Genomic DNA, 17,982 nt, shown 5'->3' on the forward strand with positions numbered 1-17,982 from the left:
AACGCAGAAAGGTTCGACATGGCCGAAGTTCGCATCGCCATCGATGTCGGCGGCACCTTCACCGATGTGGTGAAACTCGTCCCGCAGAGCGGGGAGCTGCGATTCGAGAAAGTGGCCACCACCCCTGCCGAGCCCACCAAGGGGGTGCTCGCGGCCTTCGCCGCCGCCGAGGCCGTGCTGAGCGAGGTGACGACCTTCAACCATGGCTCCACGCTCGGCCTCAACTCGCTGCTGACGCGCACCGGTGCCAAGGTGGCGGTGGTGGCCACCGCGGGTTTCCGTGACGTCTATCTCCTCGGGCGCACCGACCGGCGACCGATGTACGCGCTCACCTACCGCAAGCCGGAAGCCCTGCTGAAGCGGCGGGACACCTTCGAAGTGGTCGAGCGTTCACTGTTCGACGGCAGCGTCGCGACACCGTTCGACGAGTCCGGCGCACGCTCGGTCGCCGCCGAGATCGCCGCCGGCGGCTATCAGGCGGTCGCGGTCGCCTTCCTGCACGCGTACGCGAACCCGGCCCACGAACTCGCCATGCGCGCGGTACTGGACGAGGTCGCACCCGGCGTCGAAGTGACGCTCTCGCACGAACTGTCCGGCGAGTACCGGGAGTACGAGCGGACCTCGACAGCCGTACTGGACGCGTACATCAAACCGATCATGCGGACGTATCTCGAAGCCCTGACAAGGCGGCTGGACGAGGGCGGCTTCGCCGGCCGGTTCCTGATGTCGCGCTCCGGCGGCGGTGCGATGACGGCCGCCGCGGCAACCCGGCAGCCGGTCAACCTGATCCTGTCCGGTCCGGCAGGCGGTGTCGTCGGCGCCGCCTCACTGGCCAAGGTGATCGGCATCCCCAACCTGATCACCATCGACATGGGCGGCACCAGCCTGGACGCCTCGCTGGTGCTCGACAGTGAGCCGGTACTGCACCAGGGAGCCGAGTTCGAGGGCCTGCCCATCAACACCACGTCCCTGAACATCCACACCATCGGCGCGGGCGGTGGCTCGATCGCTTGGCTGGACGCGGCCGGTGCGCTCCAGGTCGGTCCGCAGAGCGCCGGGGCCTCCCCGGGACCGGCGGCGTACGGGCGGGGCGGCACCCAGCCCACCTTCACCGACGCCGCACTGGTACTCGGCTACATGGGCAGTGACGTACCGCTCGGCGGCTCGTTGGTGCTCGACCACGATCTCGCCGCCAAGTCGCTGCAGCCGATCGCCGATCAGCTCGGGATGAGCCTGACCACCGTGGCCCGCGGCATCGTCCGCATCTCGACCACCAAAATCGTCGGTGCGGTCCGGGCGATCACCGTTGAACTCGGCCGCGACCCGAAGGACTTCGCGCTGCTTTCGTTCGGTGGCGGCGGCGGCCTGGTCGCCGTGGACGTGGCCCGCGAACTCGGCATCCCGACCGTCATCGTGCCACCGGGACAGGGCGCGTTCTCGGCGCTGGGCATGCTGATGGCCGACGTGCAGCACGACTACGCGCGCACCGACGTGCTCCCCTTGGCGTCGACCCCGGACTCGTACTTCGAAGAGGCGTTCGCCGCGATGGAGGCCGAGGCGAACACGGCCTTGGGCGAAGAGGGCTTCGGCCCTGAGAACCGCGTTCTGCACCGTTCGGTCGACCTCCGTTATGCCGGCCAGGAACACGCGGCGACGGTGCCCCATCCGGCCGAGAACGTCGCCGACAGCCTTGCGGAGAGCTTCCGCGCGCTCCACGAACGGCTCTACGGCCACGTCATGGACGACCCGGTCGAGATCGTGACACTGCGGCTGCGAGCGGTCGGCCTGGTCGACAAGCCCGCATGGCCCCTGCACCCCGAACGCACCACCGGTGGACCGCCGGTGCTCGGCCGGCGCACGGTCTTCGCCCACTCCGACACAGGTGTGCCCTATCACCTGGTCAGCCGCGAATCACTGCTGGTCGGCGACGTGATCGACGGCCCCGCCGTGGTCGCCGAGCACACCGCGACCACCGTGTTGCACACCGGCGAGCGGCTGCGCGTGGCTCAGCACGGCGAACTCGTCATCAGCGTCAAAGCCGAGGAGACGGACCAGTGACCGACGCGATCACCCTTGAGGTCATTCGGCACGCCTTGCTTGCCACCGCCGAGGAGATGGCCCGCAACCTGTGCCGGACGGCGTACAACACCGTGGTCTACGAGATCCACGACTACGGCATCGGCCTGCACGACGCGAACGGTGACGTGGTCGCCGACGCCCCCGGCATCGCGATCTTCACGCGGGGCAACGACTACGGCATCTGCCGGGCCGTCGAGCACATCGGCGCCGAGAACATGGCGCCGGGAGATGTATTCCTGCTCAACTACCCCTACTGGTCGTCGGCGCACACACTGGACACGCTCGTCTTCGCACCGATCCACATCGACGAGCAGCTCATCGGCTTCGCCTCGTGCCGCATCCACGTGCTCGATCTGAAGCAGAAGAACCCCGGGTACGTGCTCGACTCGACCGACATGTACGAGGAAGGCATGTTCTTCCCGGGCTCGCGGCTCTACCGCGCGGGCGTGCCCAACCAGGAGATCTTCGACATCGTCCGCTTCAACTCGCGGATGCCGGAGAGGACCGTCGGTGACTTGCAGGCCCAGGTCTCGGCCTGCGTGACAGGAGTGCGGCGCACCCGGGAGTTGGCCGCCCAGCACGGCACCGGCGTACTCGTCGCCGCGATGGGGTCGATCAACGACCACGGCGAGCGGCTGGCCCGGCTGGCCCTGGCCCAACTGCCGCGCGGGACCTGGAGCGCCACCGACATCGTCGACTCCGACGGCATCGACACCGAGCGCGAGATCCTGCTCAAGGCCACCGTCACCATCACCGAGGACGAGTTCGTCGTCGACTGGACCGGAAGCGAACGTGACGTACGCGGCCCCATCAACCTGCCGGTGGGCCAGACGATCGCGCTCTCCAGTCTCGTGTTCAAGGCACTGACCACACCGGACACCCCGGTGGTGGCCGGCAACTTCGCCCCACTGCGGGTGATCACCGACCCCGGCAGCGTCATGCACGCCGTGCCTCCGATGCCCACATTCACTCTGTGGACCGGTCTGCTCGCCGGAGAAGTGATCCTCAAGGCGCTGGCACAGGGCATGCCGGAGCGCATTCCCGCCTGCTCCGGCGGCGACGTCTCGTCGATGATGGGACTGGGAACGAACCCGCGAACAGGCCAGCCCTGGCTCGAAGCAACCAACGAGGCCGTCGGGTTCGGCGGACACACCGGCGGCGACGGGGAGGACGGCATCATGCACATGTCCGAGCCGGGATGCCGCAACAATCCGGTCGAGGTGCTGGAACAGAAGTCGCCGATGTTCATCGAACGCTACGGCTATGTGCCGGACACGGCAGGCCCTGGCAGACATCGCGGCGGCGTCGGCGTCCAGCGCGTCTACCGGTTCACCGCGCCGTCCACCGGCATCGCGCTGGTCTACCGGACCAAGTCGGCACCCTGGCCGATCGACGGCGGAGAGCCCGCGTCCCCCGCTCGCATCGTGCTCAACCCGGGCACCGACCGCGAGGTTGTCACCCGCGGCAGCTACAACTCGCTGGAGGCGGGGGACGTACTCGCCAACGTCACCGGCGGCGGGGGCGGCTACGGGTCCGCGTTCGCACGCGAGCCGGTGAAGGTGCTGGAGGACGTGATCGACGGCTTCGTGTCGGTCGAGGCGGCCCGAACCGCATACGGCGTCGTGATCACCGAGCAGCCGTGGGCCGTCGACGAGTCGGCCACGGCGCATCTGAGGGCGGCCCAGTGACCACGGCCGATCTCGTCATCACCGACGCGTTGCTGCACGAGGACGAACCCGTCGAGGCCGACGTGGTCGTCCACGGCGGGCGGATCGTGGCCGTCGGTCCCGGTGCGGGCAAGGGCCACTCGGCTGCGCGGACACTCGCCGCCGGGGGAGCCACACTCCTGCCGGGCCTCATCGACGCGCACTTCCACGCCTACGCGACCAGCCTCGACGCGTGGCAGCTGGAGAACGCCCCCCTCAGCTACGTGGCGCTGGCCGGCGCCCGGAGGCTGAGCCGGGCGCTGCACCGTGGGTTCACGACGGTCCGTGACGTCGCGGGTGGCGACGCCGGCCTGGACCGGGCCATCGCCGCCGGGCTGATCGAGTCCCCCCGATACCTGTGGACCGGCCCGGCCATGAGCCAGACGGGCGGCCACGGCGACCCGCGCGCCGCCGACACGGACATCTGCTTCCACTCAGGGCACATGAACCAGGTCGTCGACGGAGTGGACAATCTGCGGGTCGCGGCGCGCGACCGGTTCCGCCGTGGCGCGCACGCACTCAAGATCATGACTTCCGGCGGTGTGGTGTCGCCCACCGACCCGATCCGGGTGCCGCAGTACTCGGCCGAAGAGATCCAGGCGGTCACCGGGGAAGCCCGACGCCGTGGCAGCTACGTCGCAGCACACGCCTATTCACCCGAGGCGATCCGGCACTCGATCGCCAACGGGGTGCGCTCCATCGAGCACGGCAACCTGCTGGACGAGGACACGGCCACCGCGATGGCCGCGGCACACGCCTTCCTGGTACCGACCCTCGCGGCCTACGACGCGATGGCCCGGCGCTGGCAGGAGGTGGCCCTGAGCCCGGTGCAGCGAGCCAAGAACGCCGAGGTGCTGGACTCCGGCCTCAGAGCGGTGCAACGTGCCCAACAGGCCGGGGTGCGCGTCGGTTTCGGGACCGACCTGATGGCCGACCTGGAAGACGATCAACTGCGCGGACTGAAACTGCAGGCGGAAGCGATCGGCTGGCAGGCGACCCTGCGCTCGGCGACCAGAGTGAACGCGGAACTCATCGACCGGCCCGACCTGGGCCGCGTCGAGGTGGGCGCGACCGCCGACCTGCTTCTGCTGGACGGCCCGCTCACCGATGACGAGACGCTGCTCTGGGACGAGAGAAGGAGCCGCACCGTGGTGCAGGGGGGAGTGCTGAAGTGACTGTTCCCCTCCTCTCCTGCCTGGTCCTGCCCGATCAGGCCCCGGCGGAGTTCCTGGTCCGGGTCCGTGACGCGGAGCAGGCCGGCGTGCGTACGGTCTGGACATACGATCACCTGTCCTGGCGGGACCTGGCCGACGGCCCCTGGTTCGGTACGGTGCCGCTGCTCGCGGCGGCGGCCGGGGCGACGTCCACCGTGCGTCTCGGCGCGCAGGTGGCGACGCCCAACTTCCGGCATCCGGTGCCGTTCGCGAAGGAGGTCATGACCCTCGACCATGTGGCCGCGGGAAGGCTGGAGCTGGGGGTCGGAGCGGGCGCGGAGGACGCGGACGCCCGCGTGCTCGGCCGGCCGCCGGCGTCCCGCAAGGAGCGCGCCGACCGGTTCGAGGAGTGGGCGACGCTGCTCACCGCTCTGCTGGAGCAGGACCGAACGGACTTCCGTGGGTCCTTCTACATCGCCGAGGACGCGCGCATGATCCCGGGCTGTGTGCAGCGGCCCCGGGTGCCGCTGACCGTCGCCGCGACGGGCCCGCGGAGCATGCGACTGGCGGCACTCATCGGCTCGGCCTGGGTGACGTACGGGCCGTATCGCCAGTCACCGGCGCCGCAGGAGTGGCTGGCGGCGATCGCGGAGCAGAACAGAAGCCTGGACGCCGCGATCGCCGACGTGGCGCCGGGCAAGCGGATCCGCCGCATCGCGCAGGTGGCGCTCGACGAAACGCGTCCGTTCAGGGACGCGGACACCTACCGGCAGTTCGCCCGGGACGTGGCGGCAGCCGGATTCGACGAACTCACCGTGCACTGGCCACGTTCCGACGGCCGAGGCGTGCCGGCCGCCGCCCTCGACATGGTCGTTGCCACCCACTCCGGATCCTGAGTGGAGGGCGACGCCCGACGGCGGGAGCGACGGTCGGTAGGATGTGCCATTGCACTGAGAGAGATTGGCTGTTGATTGGTGATGGGGATATTCATGGCGACTGCGGACGGCCCTCCTCTGGGACCGCTCACACCTGGGAGCAGCTTCCGTGAGCGGGTCGAGGAGGCGATCGCCGCGGCCATTGTCTCCGGTCAGATGCCTGCCGGTGAGGTGTTCTCGGCCCCGACTCTGGCCGCTCGCTTCGGTGTCTCGGCCACGCCGGTCCGCGAGGCGATGCTCAACCTCGCCAAACGCGGCATGGTCGACATCATCCGCAACAAGGGCTTTCGCGTCACCGCCGTGAGCGAGGCCGAACTGCGCGCGATCGTCGACGTACGCCAACTGCTTGAGGCGCCGGCGGTCAGACGGCTCGCGGGGAAGCTCTCCGACGCCGACCTGACCCACCTGCGCGGCTTGGCCGGGGAGATCGTGCGGGGCGCTCGTGACGCCGACCTGGCCCACTATCTCCAGGCCGACACGACCTTCCACCTCACGCTGTTGAAACTGGCCGGCAACCTGAAACTGCATGACATCGTTGCCGACTTGCGTGCACAGACGCGTCTGACGGGTCTGGCAAATCTGGTGGCGACGGAGGAACTCCAGGCGTCTGCTCGTGAACACCTGGACCTGCTGGACCTCCTGGAGGCGGGGTCGGCCGAGGAGTGCGAGCGGCTGATGGTCAGGCACATCGGCCACGTACTGGGCTGGTGGGCCGGCCACACCGAGGCGTGACACCCGATGGGGGATCGAGCGCGACAGCGGTGGCCACGCCGGTCACGCGCGAGCACATCGGTTCCACGGCGAGCGCGCCGGGCTGGTCCCGGTCCTTCAGGAATACGGGACCGGGCTGCGTGTCGCGGCTGACGGCATGTGGGCTGCGGCGGGCATGGGGCGAATCAGCCCACCGCAGACGCAGTTGACCCGTAAGGCTGGCCGAGGTCCCCCTACGGCAGTGCGCCGATGCAGGGGGCGCTTGTTGAGTCTCTACAGGCGTACGAGGCTCGGTGACCGGATGAGCTTCCTCGGCGCCAGCGAGCCAGTGGCTGGTCACTACGTGGTGAGCAGCGATGTGCGCCGACGGACAGCCGGTGGACAGACGCCTTTGGACGGTACAGCACGGGCCGGCGCGCCCCAGCCCGGTGCACCTGTTCTGATCAGCAGAAACGTCACGAGGGGGCACCACACGGCACCGGGCAACATGATCGCTCACGGTCTTGCAATGCGTAGGTCGTCGGTTCGAATCCGACAGGGGGCTCCGAAAAAGGCCAGGTCACATAGCCCGAGACCTGGCCTTTGTGTTGCTCGGGGCATGACGGGTCACACGGCTGGGGTGCCGTGCGATGGCTTGCGTGAGTGATGCGTGAGCGGAGCGGCTCGGTGCCCTACTCCTTGGGCTTCTTCCGCGCCTTCTTCTCCGCCTTGGCCTTGGCTTTCGCCGTCTCCTTGGCTTTCCGGGCGGCCTTGTGGGCCTTCTCCGCCTCGGACTTGCGCTGGAGTGGGACCAGCTTGGCGGTGGCCTCGGCGGAGCTCTTGCCGACGTGGGGGAGGACGCGCCGACGAGCCGTTCGAAGAGGTCGGTGACCTTGCCAGGGTGCAGCCAGGAGCCGTCTTCCTGAGTGAAGAGGAGGCCGGTGTCGACCCAGGCCGGTCCCCATTCCGCGTGGTCTGACTCCCGCTGCTTGCGGTGGTGTTCCAGGACGGCGACGGTGTCGTCGTCCAGGGCCACGACGCGGAAGCCGCTGTCGGCCTTCGGTTCGGACGCCTCCACCTCCCAACCGTCCTGGACGAGCTGACCGGTGACGGCGAGGGATTGCCGTTCGAGGTTGGTTTCCGACCAGGGCTGGCCGCACGCCTCGCCCCGACGCAGGCCGCGGAAGGCGATCAGGTGCCACATGGCGTACAGCCAGTCCGCGATGACGACGTAGAGGAAGGGCCGGTCTGTTCCGGCGTCCAGACCATGACGGGGGAGGGTTTCTCGCCGGTCTGCTGCCACCTGGCAAGGCGTGGAGGTGTCCGGCGCGAAGGCCGCCGTCGGCCACACCACGGTCATCGCGGACGGTGGCTACCGGGGCACTGGCCTCGTCATCCCGCACCGCCGGGAGAAGGGCCAGGCCGAACTCCCCGCCTGGACAGAGGAACACAACGCCTCCCACCGCAAAGCCCGCGCCCGTGTCGAGCACGCCTTCGCCCGCATGAAGACCTGGAAGATCCTCCGCGACTGCCGTCTGAAGGGCGACGGCGTCCACCACGCCATGCTCGGCATCGCCCGCCTGTACAACCTCGCCCTCGCGGGATAACGGGCAAACGGCCAGGCCATCCGGCACGTCAGAGATCATTTACGGCACAAGGCTTTAGAGCCAAGGACGACTCTGACCGGAACACCCGGTATCGAGAGTTCTTCCCCGAGGGAATCCTGCCGTCACCGATATATTCGGGCTAACCCGTCAGATCTCCTTGAACGTTCCGCTTATGCCGAGTTCTTCTAGGCACTGCTGGATCTGCTCGGCCGCATCGGCCTGTATGACCAACTGGAGCGTGCCCTGCAGATAGCTGATCTGCCTTTCGTCTAGGGCCATGTAGAACGCCCGGAAGAGTGCGGCGAAACCGTCGGCGCCGTCGCCGTTGGCCAGGAGGTTCTTGGTGAACGAGAAGGCGAGCTGCCGGTCCCTGGCCTGCTCCCTTTGCGGAGATTCGTCCGGACTCGGCGCACCGGTCTCGCGCTGCCGGGGCACGCTCGGTGTGTCGACAGGTGGGCCGGCTGGCTTGCGAGTCGAGCCGTGATCGACGGTGTCGTCGGCACTCAAGGAGCATCGACCCTCGTGAACCGGTTGGTCGCAGTCGGTGCATGTCCTGGGTTGTGGCTTGGCAAGGCGCAGGCCCGTGCTAGCGAGGTTGACTTGTCCGGGTGCCGTGACCTCCACCTCGGTGCCCGCTCCGTCGACGATGCTCAGCAGGCCCTGGCTGACAGCATCGTAGATCGCCTGTTGAAGGTCGCGGTCACCGCCGTACAGCAGCGGCAATCGTGGGGCGCTGTAGAAGGCGGCTCGGATGTCGGAGAGGGTTTTGCCGTAGTCGTGGTCGCGAAGGTTGTGCAGGAGAGCCTTTGCGCTGAACTGGCCGGTGTCGAAGACCTTGTCCCGAGCAGCGAGGCCCTTCCAGACGAGCATGCCGTCGAGGGCGGTGATGTTGTCCTTGTCGAATGTAAGTTGGTCGAGGTACCGCTCCCCGTCCGGGTCGGGCTGGGCCAAGTAGGCAACATGCTGGTACGCCCGCTTGAGCGCCCTCTCCAGCTGAGTCTTGGCCTCGGCGAGCTCCTTGGCACCGATGGTCTTGAGTTCGTCGTCGTTCTGAATCTCGGGCGCCTGCATGGCCTTCTGCCTTGCCAGGTACTCCACCGCCAAGTTCCGGGCCAGAGCGCGCTGCTGGGTGTTCACCACGGCGTACACCGCGCTGCTGGCCCACTGGACGGGGAGTTGCTGCGCGCCTTGCCCGAGCCCCATGGCGACGGTGAGTGCCTCAAGGGTCGGCTTCTCCATGCCGTTGCGCAGGCTGTACTGCGCCGGGTCGAGGACGATGAGCCGGGTGGTGTAAGCGGTGTCTAAGCCGGCCGTGGCGAGGACGTCGGCGGGTCTGCGCTGGGGGTCCGCCGTGACGAACTGCAGATCACGGAATGGACCGCTGCTCGCCAGCCTCTTCGCGATGTCGGCGATGACCTGGTCGCGTTCGGTCTCGGTGATGGTGCGCCGGATGTTCTTCACCAGCATGCGGTGGGTGAGCCGGGTGGAGAGGAAGTAACGGGCCGGCCTGTTGTTGCCCTGACCGGGAGTGATGTCGAGCGCGCTCATCCCTTGGTTCGGGTTGACCAGCTCATCGACGACGCCGTCGGCGTCGGTCATGGTGTACGTGGCCTCCGGCACGCTGGTGGCCGCTTTGACCTCAGGAGCACTGGCTCCGCGGCCCCGCCCCGGGCGCAGGGTGCCGACAACGCTCGCCAGGAAGATGAAGGTGGCCGCCCGTTCAGCCGCGCGCGGATTGTTCGTGCCCCAAGTGCTGGACTGCCGTTCGAGATCCTGCCGGCGCGCTGCGCCTGACGAGCCGTCGTGGTTGACGACCTCGATCTCGGCTAAGCTCCGATAGTTCGCGATGGTGCGGTCGTCCTCGACCAGGCCGCTGCCCAGGAGCGCCTCTCGGACGGTGCTGTCCGACAGCGGCAGGTCGCCGGGCCCTATGAGAGCCGGCACCCACTCGCCTGACTTGCCGCGCTGCTGCAGGGCATAGACCGTGGCGGCGAAGATGCGGATCGTGGACCGGACCCGTTGGAATCCGGTGACCTTGCTCCACTCCTCCTGCGCCAGACTCATCAGCATGGGATGGAACGGGTAGCAAGATGTCATCTCCGCACGCCAGTTGCGGCGCCACGCGGCGCCGATCGGGTCCCAGACCTGCTTGCTCCAGGTCTTGTCCGTCAGGACTTCCTTGTAGAGCGCAGCAGTCGCGACGAGCACCTCACCTGCGGGTTCGGCGTCGAACAGCCGCCGGCGGAGGATGTCGGCGAAGTCGCCCACGCCGGTCACGGTGGTCGGCAGGCCGTTGCGGTCAAGCTGGCTGTTCAGGTCGTCGCGGCGGGCCTGAGCGGCGGGCGAGAGCGCGGTCTTGTCGGTGTCGGAGGCGATCATCACAACCAGCATCGCGACATGGGGGACATCATTGACGACATCGAGCAGAGCCCGTAGGAACGCCATGTCCTGGGCCGCCAGGTCGGTCTGGTTTGCGCCGTCCAGTCCGTTGCCGATGTAGTCGAGCACCTCGTCGACGATGATCAGCACGGGTCGGTTCACCGCGCTGATGGCCTCAGCGATCTTGTGCTTGTCGCTCCAGAACCGCCGGTAGCGTTCGAAGAGGGTGTAGTCCCTGGAGAAGAGACGCCACAGGAAACGCTCATACAGGTTTATCGCGGGCCCATCTAGCTCCTGTACTCCGACCCCTGGGGTCATGTTGTCGCAGGGCAGCACGACGAAATGCGGACGCCCGAGGCCGCCGGCAAGTGGGTGGCCGATTCTGACCCTCGCTCGCTCGGTCACCTTCTGACCAAGCTCGGTTCCCAGCAACGCCCTTGGATTGGCGGCAAGATGGTAGGCACCGATGCACGCGTGCGACTTACCGCCGCCCATGCCCTGGTCGAGTCGGGTGACTGCTCGGGCTTTCAAGTAGTCGTCGCCACCACCGATGCGGACTGCGATTTCGGTGAGCAGGTCAGTGAGCCGTTCGGTCGGGTGCGTGATGTCACCGTAGTAGTCGGCGTCGGCATAGGGCGGCCGGTCGGCTCCCATGGCGTGAACGGCTCGGAACAGCGACATCTGTACATCATCGATCTGCCCGGAGGCGCTCCGGATCTCCTGGCGAAGCTTGAGTGCCCTCCACCACGGCGTCACGCTGGTCGTCACGGCTGCTCTCCTGGGCTGGCGGACCTGAGGATCACGGTGGTGGTACTGGTCGTCATCACGCGAGCCGCAACTGGGCGTTGTCGATCAGTTGGAGCTGAGTCTTTTCGTAGTTGCTCGCTTCTACGGCCTCGGCGGCACCGACGACGCCGGTCCGGTTGCGCAACACCCGGGTGAAGCGGATGGAGTCCGGGTCGTTGACGGGAAGTCGGTCCGCGAGGAACTGGACGGCCGCCCACAAGAAGGTGTCGTCAGCTGCATACTCCGTCGCCGCCATTACCTGGCCCATGGCCTCCAGCCCCTCCTCCGAAGCAGCTGCGAGCGCGAGGGCGATGTCGATGACGGTCGAGTCTTCGTCGATCTTGCCGTTGTATTCCCGGGAGGCGACGAACCGGACACCCTTGTCGGCATCGGGAACCAGGTCCCGTATCGCTGCCAGGTCGAGTGAAGAAGCCAAAGCCTGCCAGCGCAGTTCGGACTTCGCCCGAACCTGTCGGTTGTAGAGAGTGATCCACCACAGCGCGAACCGCGTCCGGGCATCAAAGGTCTCCAGCGGCTGGTGGTTAATCTCGACGGCCATGGCCTCCTGGACTGCAGCTCGCGCCAGCGGAAGAAACGTATAGATGTCGACGGGTTCGCCCTTGGCGTTGAGGATCTCGTGGTAGCGGCCGACGACCTCCATGGCTGGTCCGGCAGCGGCCATCAACATGTCCGCCGGGGCCAGGCCCCACCGCTCCCAGTCCGGGTAACGCCGCTTGATCTCGGCCTTTATCTCGGACTCGACCGCGCCCTTGCGGCCTGCAGGCCGGTCGATCGGGGCCGGGCGGCAGGCCATGGTCAGGGTCGTCTCGATATTGGCCTTGCCCTGCTGCCCACCGGACTCGGTATTGGCTGGCCATGAACCGGTCATCACCAGCCCGGCTCGCTCGATCGAGTGCAGCAGGCGCTGCCACACCTCGGGTTCCCCGTGGCCGAAGACGATCGTGACGACGCCGTCATCCCGGACGACCTGCCGCATCTGAGTGAAGGCTTCGGTGATTAGGGTGTCGTAGTGCTCGCGGGTGCGGTGTTCGTCAGGGGCTTCGCCCCGAACCCGCTTGACGATGATCTCCTGGCTCTTGTCCTGGCAGCCGTAGGGGTCGGCAGTGATAGCGAGTTCCGGCCAGGTGTTGTGCAGGCACCGCTTAGCCCACGTGAAAAAGAGATCGGAGGCGTCCGCGTACGCGATCATCTGGTCGTACGGAGGGTCAGTGACGACCGCGGTGAAGGTGCGAGGAGGGAAGGCCAGAGCAGTGGCGGTTCCTCGCTGCACAGAGGCGGACGTGCCGCACAGGTCGGAGAACAGATTGCGACAGGCGGCCAGCACGTTGTCCGAGATCGACTTCCACGTTCCGGGGCCATCGCCGATGCCAGCTTCGAAGAAGTCGTGGGAGAAGGTGATCGACCCTTCGTTGACGAACAGATCCCCGACCTGTGCACCGCCCTTGCTCTGGAACCGCGCACCACGAGTGGACCGCCGCAGTTTCTTCACCACGACCGCAGTTGCGTACCCAGTCAGGGCCCGCACGTATTCCCGCGACAGCCCGGCGGCGGCCAGCTCCTCACCAAGCTCATTGATGATGCGCGCGAGCCGCACGTAGGAAAGTGTCTGACGGTCGACCATCAAGTCGCCGTAAGTCTTCGCCCCATAGATGCTCGGGCCGATGATGTTGTTGTTGCCCGGCGCGATGCCCTCGTCCGGAACGGCGGACAGGAACGGGCTGAACGCTGCCTCCGCAGCCAGCGCTCGCCCGGCCGCAGCGACAGCCTCGCGCTCTGCGCCCGTGGGGCGGCGGAAGGTCTTCTGGCTCTTGACGTCGATGTCCGCAGCGAGGACCAGGGCGTCCTGGCCTTGTCCCTCGTGTAACTGCCGACGGTGCACTGCAAGCGGGTGGACGTGGTTACAGAACACGCAGATCGCACTCTTCCCCGCCACCTTCCTGCCGTTCACTACGGCGTTGGTCAGCGTTGGCATGCGAGCGGGCTTTCCGGAGGTCACGACCGCCTCCCACGTGCTGGAGGCCCGGTCCGCGTCGATGTAGAACGAAACGGCTTCTCTGCCGCCACGGGCTGGCATCAGCTCGTAGGAACCGATGAGCGGGAACCGGTGGTGGCATTCCTGGCAAGGGATAGTCACGGACCACAAGTACCCCCACGGCAAGGCTCCGTTGTGCCGGGGGTAGACGTCGCTCATTGAGGCCGCGTGACGGGTCTGTGTCTCTGCGAACAGTGATTTGAGGTCGCCGAGCAATCTGTCCGTACGGGACATGAGTAGGTGGTCGCGCTCTTCCCCGAACGGCAGCTCGGGCTCCTCGCTCCAGTCCTCGAACGGTGCGGAGGTGAGCAAGTGGCTTGCGAGCGCCGCGACTGGGCTGTAGTCGACGGCGGATGCCCGGACGCCCAAACGCGCCGACTCCAAGGGAATCATGCCTCGTCCTGAGAAGGGGTCCAGAGTGGTCGCGCCTTCAGGATTCGCCTTGGCGATCTCGGTTTGAAGATCACCCCATGCGGCATAGCGCCCCCTCATGGCTTCTCGGACCAGGTTCTGCAGCCTGGTCCGTTCTTCGGCGTCGTCTGGCCACGGCAGCAGTGAACAGATGGTGGCCGCTTTGGCCTGAGCGGTGGGTCGCTTTGCGAACCACATGAACAGGGAGATCTCGCTGTTGCCCGAGCCCCAGCCTTTGTCACTGTTGGCCGATACCTCTGCGCTGGGAAACCAGCGTTCAATCATTCGGGTCATGCGTTACTCCCGGGGGCGTTCTTGAGGCTGCTGCCCGGGACACGGAACACCGCGTTCCCGGCCATGACGTTCGCGAAGAGGGTGGCGGGGTCTTGGTAAGCACCGAAGAACCGGCCCTTGCCGTCGGCGCACTGGTCGATGACGTAGAGCCAGTACTCCTTGCGGTGCTGGGTCGCGATGAGGACTTCGTTGCCTGTCATCCGGATGCCGTCGCTGGCTGCGCTGCCGATCACGCCCTTGACCTCGACATGGCGGACCTGGCTGTGGCGGCGGGCCTCCAAGTCGTAACCGCGGCCCTCGGTGTGGACATCGGTCACGGTCCAGCCGTCGTCCTCGAGGAGCTGCTGCACGCGCCGCATGGAGACCAACTCGGCGTCGATCTCGGCCTGGACGCTGAGGTCGGCGGTGGCCAGGACGCGGATTCGACCCACCTGCTTCGGTTCGGTCAGATGCACGTCCGCGAGCCGCTCCAGTTCTTTGAGTCGTTGAGCGGTCTGGTCCTGAAGTCGGTGCCGCAGTTCAAGGCGGGCAAGTCGGTCATCGATACCGTCGGTCAGGCTCAGCGGCAGGTTGGTCAGGTCACGGCGGGCCTGGGCGAACCAGTCGGCGCGCACCTTCCGGTGCTCCGCGACGGTCGCGGCGGCTACTTCGCGGGCCGCTGTGAGCGCATGGCTCTCCCGAGCCGGATGTGGTGAGCCGCCGTGCTGGTCGGTGGGCACGAGGTTGGCCAGGGACTCCCATCGCACCGGGCGGGCATTGCCGCTGTCGTCCACCTTGATCAAGGTGGCCCATATGCTGGCGCGCTTGCCGTTGCTCTCGGTCATCGTCGCCTCGTATGCGTACAAGTCGTACGGGGTGAGACTGGTGGGGTCGGATGCGGCGCCGGACTGGTACAGGTCCTCGGCCAGGGTGTGCTCGGCTGTGTTGATCAGGTCGCTGAAGCCGGGCTCGCCCGGGCCGAGGGTGACGGTGTCACTGATGTCGATGCTCTCCGAGGCTTCGCGCACCACGTCCCCGCTGGTGGCGACGTGAACCTCGTTCCGTCCGCCCAGCGTTGCCGGAAATATGACCTTGCCGCTCAGGGAGAGCCGACGGAACCCGGACCCGGCTGCGGTCGGAGCGGACTTCAGCACGCCAGCCGCCGCGAGCCGGTCGAGGTATGCCTCGACGATGGCCGGGTTGATGCGTGCGAACAGGTCACGCTGAAGCAGCGTCAGTGCGGCCACCGCGTCCACCTGGCTGGCCAGGCGTCGCTCGTTGTCCCGTACCTTCCGGGCTGCCCGGCTGAGTTCCTGCGCCTGGACCGCTTGGGCGGCGTCGATGGCCTGCTGTTTCTTCAGCTCGTCGTTGCCGTAGAGGTCCGACAGCCACTTGTCGTAGTCGACGCCGGTGATTTCAGCGACCGCCGAGAGGCTGTCGAACATCTGGCCGCGCAGCTCGTTCGCGGCGGTAACGAAGTTGTCCAGGAGGCGGAGCAGCGTCTTGCCTTCCCGGGTGTCGGTAGCGACCAGGTTGTAGAGGTAGACGTCGCGTTGCTGACCGACACGGTGGATACGTCCCATCCGCTGTTCGAGGCGGACCAAAGACCACGGGATGTCGTAGTTCACGAGCACGTGCGCGGCCTGCAGGTCGATGCCTTCGTTGCCGGCGTCAGTGGTGACGATGATCTGGAATTCGCCGCGCATGAATGCCTTGCGCGTCTCGTCGCGTTCGGTCTTTCCCTGGCGGCCGGAGTAGAGCTGTGCGGTGTATCCCTGGGCCTGGAGCCGCTGGGCGATCCACTCGGCCGAGTCTGCGTACTCGGTGAAAACAACGGCCTGTTCACCGTTCCCGGGGTGGATTCCATGGGCGGCCAGGCAGTCGTCGGTGAGCCGCTTCCACTTCGACGGCTGCCAGCGAGAGTCAGTGACCGTTGCCTCGATCTGCTGCACAAGGCTGTTGATCGCGGACCGCTCAGCCCTGGACGCGGCCGAGACCGTGTGAATCACCTTCGCCTCATCGACCTCGGCCTCGTCACCGTGATCCTCGCGGTCGGCGATGAGCGCCGCCTCCGCCTCGCTCATCGCCCCCATGTGCTCGTGCCGCCGGTGCAGAGTCTCGGCCAGCGCGTAGAGACTGGAGGCTGCTCGCTTGCCGTAGACCATGCGGGCAAGCGGCTGCGCCACCGGGGGGAAAAATCGGTCGACCATATCCAGGGCGGCCCTGTAGAAGCCGTACTCGGTTTGCGACAGCGGGACGCTGTGGTTGTGCGCGGTGCGCCCCTTGAACAACCGGGTCGTACCGTCGTAGTCGACTAAGTCCTCCTTCATCCGCCGCAAGAAGTGGATGGGGCCGGGACGTAGTGCACTGAGCTCGATGTTGGGGTCGCTGCCCGGATCCGGGTAGATCTCCGGGTCGACCAGATGCAGCAGGTGTCGGAAGAGCCACTCTTTGCCCCGGTGCGGCGTGGCCGTCATCAGCAGGGCACGCGGGGTGTTCTGAGCCAGTAGCCGTCCGACCTGGTGGAAGCCGGCGGCAGTCGGAGTCAGTCGGTGTGCTTCGTCGAAGACGACCAGATCCCAGCCGGCCTTGTCCGGCCGGATGGCGTCCTGCACTGCGGGGTTCACTGCTGCTAACTCCAGCGACACCACCCACAGGTCGTTGGAGTTCAGAGCGTCCTCACGCACCGTGGCCGAGGTCAGCTGCCGCAGCCCGCCCCCCAGCAACCGCTGAAAGTCGTCCACCCACTTGGTGGCGAGGTTCGCCGGGCACACGATGATCGCCCGCTTTATCAGGCCGAGCCTCTGCATCTCTCGCAGGTGTAGGCCAGCCATGATCGTTTTGCCGGTACCTGGCTCGTCACAGAGGAGGAAACGCAGCAGGGGCTGAGGGAGCATCGCTCCATAGACAGCCGTGGTCTGGTGCGCGTACGGCTTCAGTGGCGTAGCTGCCATCGCGCTGGACTCGGCGTTGGTTGCCGCGGCGTTCATCCACTGCGTCCACATCGCGGCCAGCACACGGGCGGAGTCAGCTTGCCCGTCGCTGGCGAGGGGGCGCACGGTCTCGCTGTCTCCGGCTGTCAGATTCACTTCGTGACGACGGTCTTCGTCGTCAACCAGGATGAGATCCCAAGACCCCGATTGATCTCCGGGCAGGGCGAACCTGATTGTGGCGAACTCCGGTACGCCAGCGGCCTGAACCCTTACTCTCTGGCCGCGCTCGAATGCGGCTTGGGGCGGCATGCTTATTTGTCTGCCCCAAGGCTCGCCCGAATCCAGCTGATGAGACTGGCCACAGGCCAATCCGTTAGACGTGGACATGCCATGCCCTGGGCCCCCTCCCCCGGTCAACCGTGGTTCCCCAACCACCGGTCAACTAACGGAACGTCAAGTTACAGTAACCGCCTGCGACTTCCAAGGCTGGGGACGTGAGGACTGAGGCGTGTGCGATGTTTTTCGGCCACCCATTGCCCCTGGGTGCAAGGATCTGTTGGAACGCGATCCCGTTCGGTCAGCCTCGCGAGACGCATCATGGAGGCGAAGGCGGGCTGTCGGGGGAACTGGCGCGTCGGCGGCCGTGTGTGTCAGTGCGCCGTATCAACAGGGCACGCAACTTTCGGTCGGCCGGAGCGGCATGGCCGAGGCTGTTAAGAACTCGCGCAGATAGGTTCGATGGGTCAGCTCGGAAGGAGAAGAGGAACAGGGTCTGGTAATCATGGAGTTGCGACGCTCTGTGATCACCGGGAGGGCTGTGCCTGCCTTGCCATCATGGCTGACCGAACCCCTGTGGGACCAATTCGCGGCACTGCTGCCACAGCGGCCCGGCTACGATCCAACCCACCCGCTGGGCTGCCACCGCACGCGCATCAGCGACCGGACCATCTACGACAAGCTGCTGCAACCCCGCCTT

The 17,982-nt window shown here is 66.9% G+C and carries 8 protein-coding genes and 3 pseudogenes; 7 read left to right on the top strand and 4 right to left on the bottom strand.

Translation table 11 applies throughout. The features are described from left to right. Positions 1–18: 18 nt before the first annotated feature. The 5 genes from ACFVT5_RS13895 (at position 19) to ACFVT5_RS13915 (ending at position 6,606) form a co-directional block, all read left to right on the top strand. Positions 19–2,058 carry a hydantoinase/oxoprolinase family protein gene (locus ACFVT5_RS13895; protein WP_389885922.1) on the top strand — a complete coding sequence of 680 codons (2,040 nt, stop codon included), beginning with the start codon at positions 19–21 and terminating at the stop codon, positions 2,056–2,058. Further along, a complete protein-coding gene (locus tag ACFVT5_RS13900; RefSeq protein ID WP_389885925.1) occupies positions 2,055–3,767 on the top strand; it encodes a hydantoinase B/oxoprolinase family protein in 1,713 nt (570 codons plus the stop codon). Before ACFVT5_RS13895 ends, ACFVT5_RS13900 begins: the two co-directional genes overlap by 4 nt. Next, the gene (locus tag ACFVT5_RS13905) at positions 3,764–4,960 is read left to right on the top strand and encodes an amidohydrolase family protein (RefSeq protein WP_389885928.1); all 1,197 of its coding nucleotides are present in this window, start codon (positions 3,764–3,766) and stop codon (positions 4,958–4,960) included. Before ACFVT5_RS13900 ends, ACFVT5_RS13905 begins: the two co-directional genes overlap by 4 nt. Next, a complete protein-coding gene (locus ACFVT5_RS13910) occupies positions 4,957–5,835 on the top strand; it encodes an LLM class flavin-dependent oxidoreductase (protein ID WP_389885931.1) in 879 nt (292 codons plus the stop codon). The genes ACFVT5_RS13905 and ACFVT5_RS13910 overlap by 4 nt, the downstream gene beginning before the upstream one ends. 93 nt (positions 5,836–5,928) lie before the next feature. Then, a complete protein-coding gene (locus ACFVT5_RS13915; RefSeq protein WP_389885933.1) occupies positions 5,929–6,606 on the top strand; it encodes a GntR family transcriptional regulator in 678 nt (225 codons plus the stop codon). Between the two features lie 650 nt (positions 6,607–7,256). On the opposite strand, the pseudogene ACFVT5_RS13920 reads toward ACFVT5_RS13915, so the two are convergent. Beyond that, a pseudogene (locus ACFVT5_RS13920) lies at positions 7,257–7,887 on the bottom strand (site-specific integrase); the annotation flags it as partial. Between ACFVT5_RS13920 and ACFVT5_RS13925 the strand changes: the two are divergent. Continuing rightward, positions 7,881–8,171 (top strand): annotated as a pseudogene (locus ACFVT5_RS13925) (transposase); the annotation flags it as partial. The pseudogenes ACFVT5_RS13920 and ACFVT5_RS13925 sit on opposite strands and share 7 nt — an antisense overlap. Positions 8,172–8,318: 147 nt before the next feature. Here the strand turns inward: ACFVT5_RS13925 and ACFVT5_RS13930 are convergent. Genes ACFVT5_RS13930 through ACFVT5_RS13940 form a run of 3 tightly spaced genes read right to left on the bottom strand, consistent with a single transcriptional unit; the run spans position 8,319 to position 17,315 of the window. After that, a complete protein-coding gene (locus ACFVT5_RS13930; protein WP_389885936.1) occupies positions 8,319–11,318 on the bottom strand; it encodes a DUF499 domain-containing protein in 3,000 nt (999 codons plus the stop codon). Between the two features lie 55 nt (positions 11,319–11,373). Beyond that, positions 11,374–14,094: a DUF1156 domain-containing protein gene (locus tag ACFVT5_RS13935; protein ID WP_389885939.1), complete on the bottom strand. Its 2,721-nt coding sequence runs from the start codon at positions 14,092–14,094 to the stop codon at positions 11,374–11,376. Then, the gene (locus ACFVT5_RS13940) at positions 14,091–17,315 is read right to left on the bottom strand and encodes a helicase-related protein (protein WP_389885941.1); all 3,225 of its coding nucleotides are present in this window, start codon (positions 17,313–17,315) and stop codon (positions 14,091–14,093) included. The genes ACFVT5_RS13935 and ACFVT5_RS13940 overlap by 4 nt, the downstream gene beginning before the upstream one ends. A gap of 508 nt (positions 17,316–17,823) precedes the next feature. On the opposite strand from ACFVT5_RS13940, the pseudogene ACFVT5_RS13945 reads away from it, so the two are divergent. Beyond that, positions 17,824–17,973: pseudogene (locus ACFVT5_RS13945) on the top strand (IS5/IS1182 family transposase); the annotation flags it as partial. Between the last annotated feature and the right edge of the window lie 9 nt (positions 17,974–17,982).

Source organism: Streptomyces sp. NPDC058001 (assembly GCF_042886315.1).
Classification (GTDB): Bacteria; Actinomycetota; Actinomycetes; order Streptomycetales; family Streptomycetaceae; genus Streptomyces.

What these genes read in the sequence shown, in the direction of transcription:
- ACFVT5_RS13895 (WP_389885922.1), top strand. Translation starts at nt 19, where the DNA reads ATGGCCGAAGTTCGCATCGCCATCGATGTCGGCGGCACCTTCACCGAT.
- ACFVT5_RS13915 (WP_389885933.1), top strand. Translation starts at nt 5,929, where the DNA reads ATGGCGACTGCGGACGGCCCTCCTCTGGGACCGCTCACACCTGGGAGC.
- ACFVT5_RS13935 (WP_389885939.1), bottom strand. Translation starts at nt 14,094, where the DNA reads ATGACCCGAATGATTGAACGCTGGTTTCCCAGCGCAGAGGTATCGGCC.
- ACFVT5_RS13940 (WP_389885941.1), bottom strand. Translation starts at nt 17,315, where the DNA reads ATGCCGCCCCAAGCCGCATTCGAGCGCGGCCAGAGAGTAAGGGTTCAG.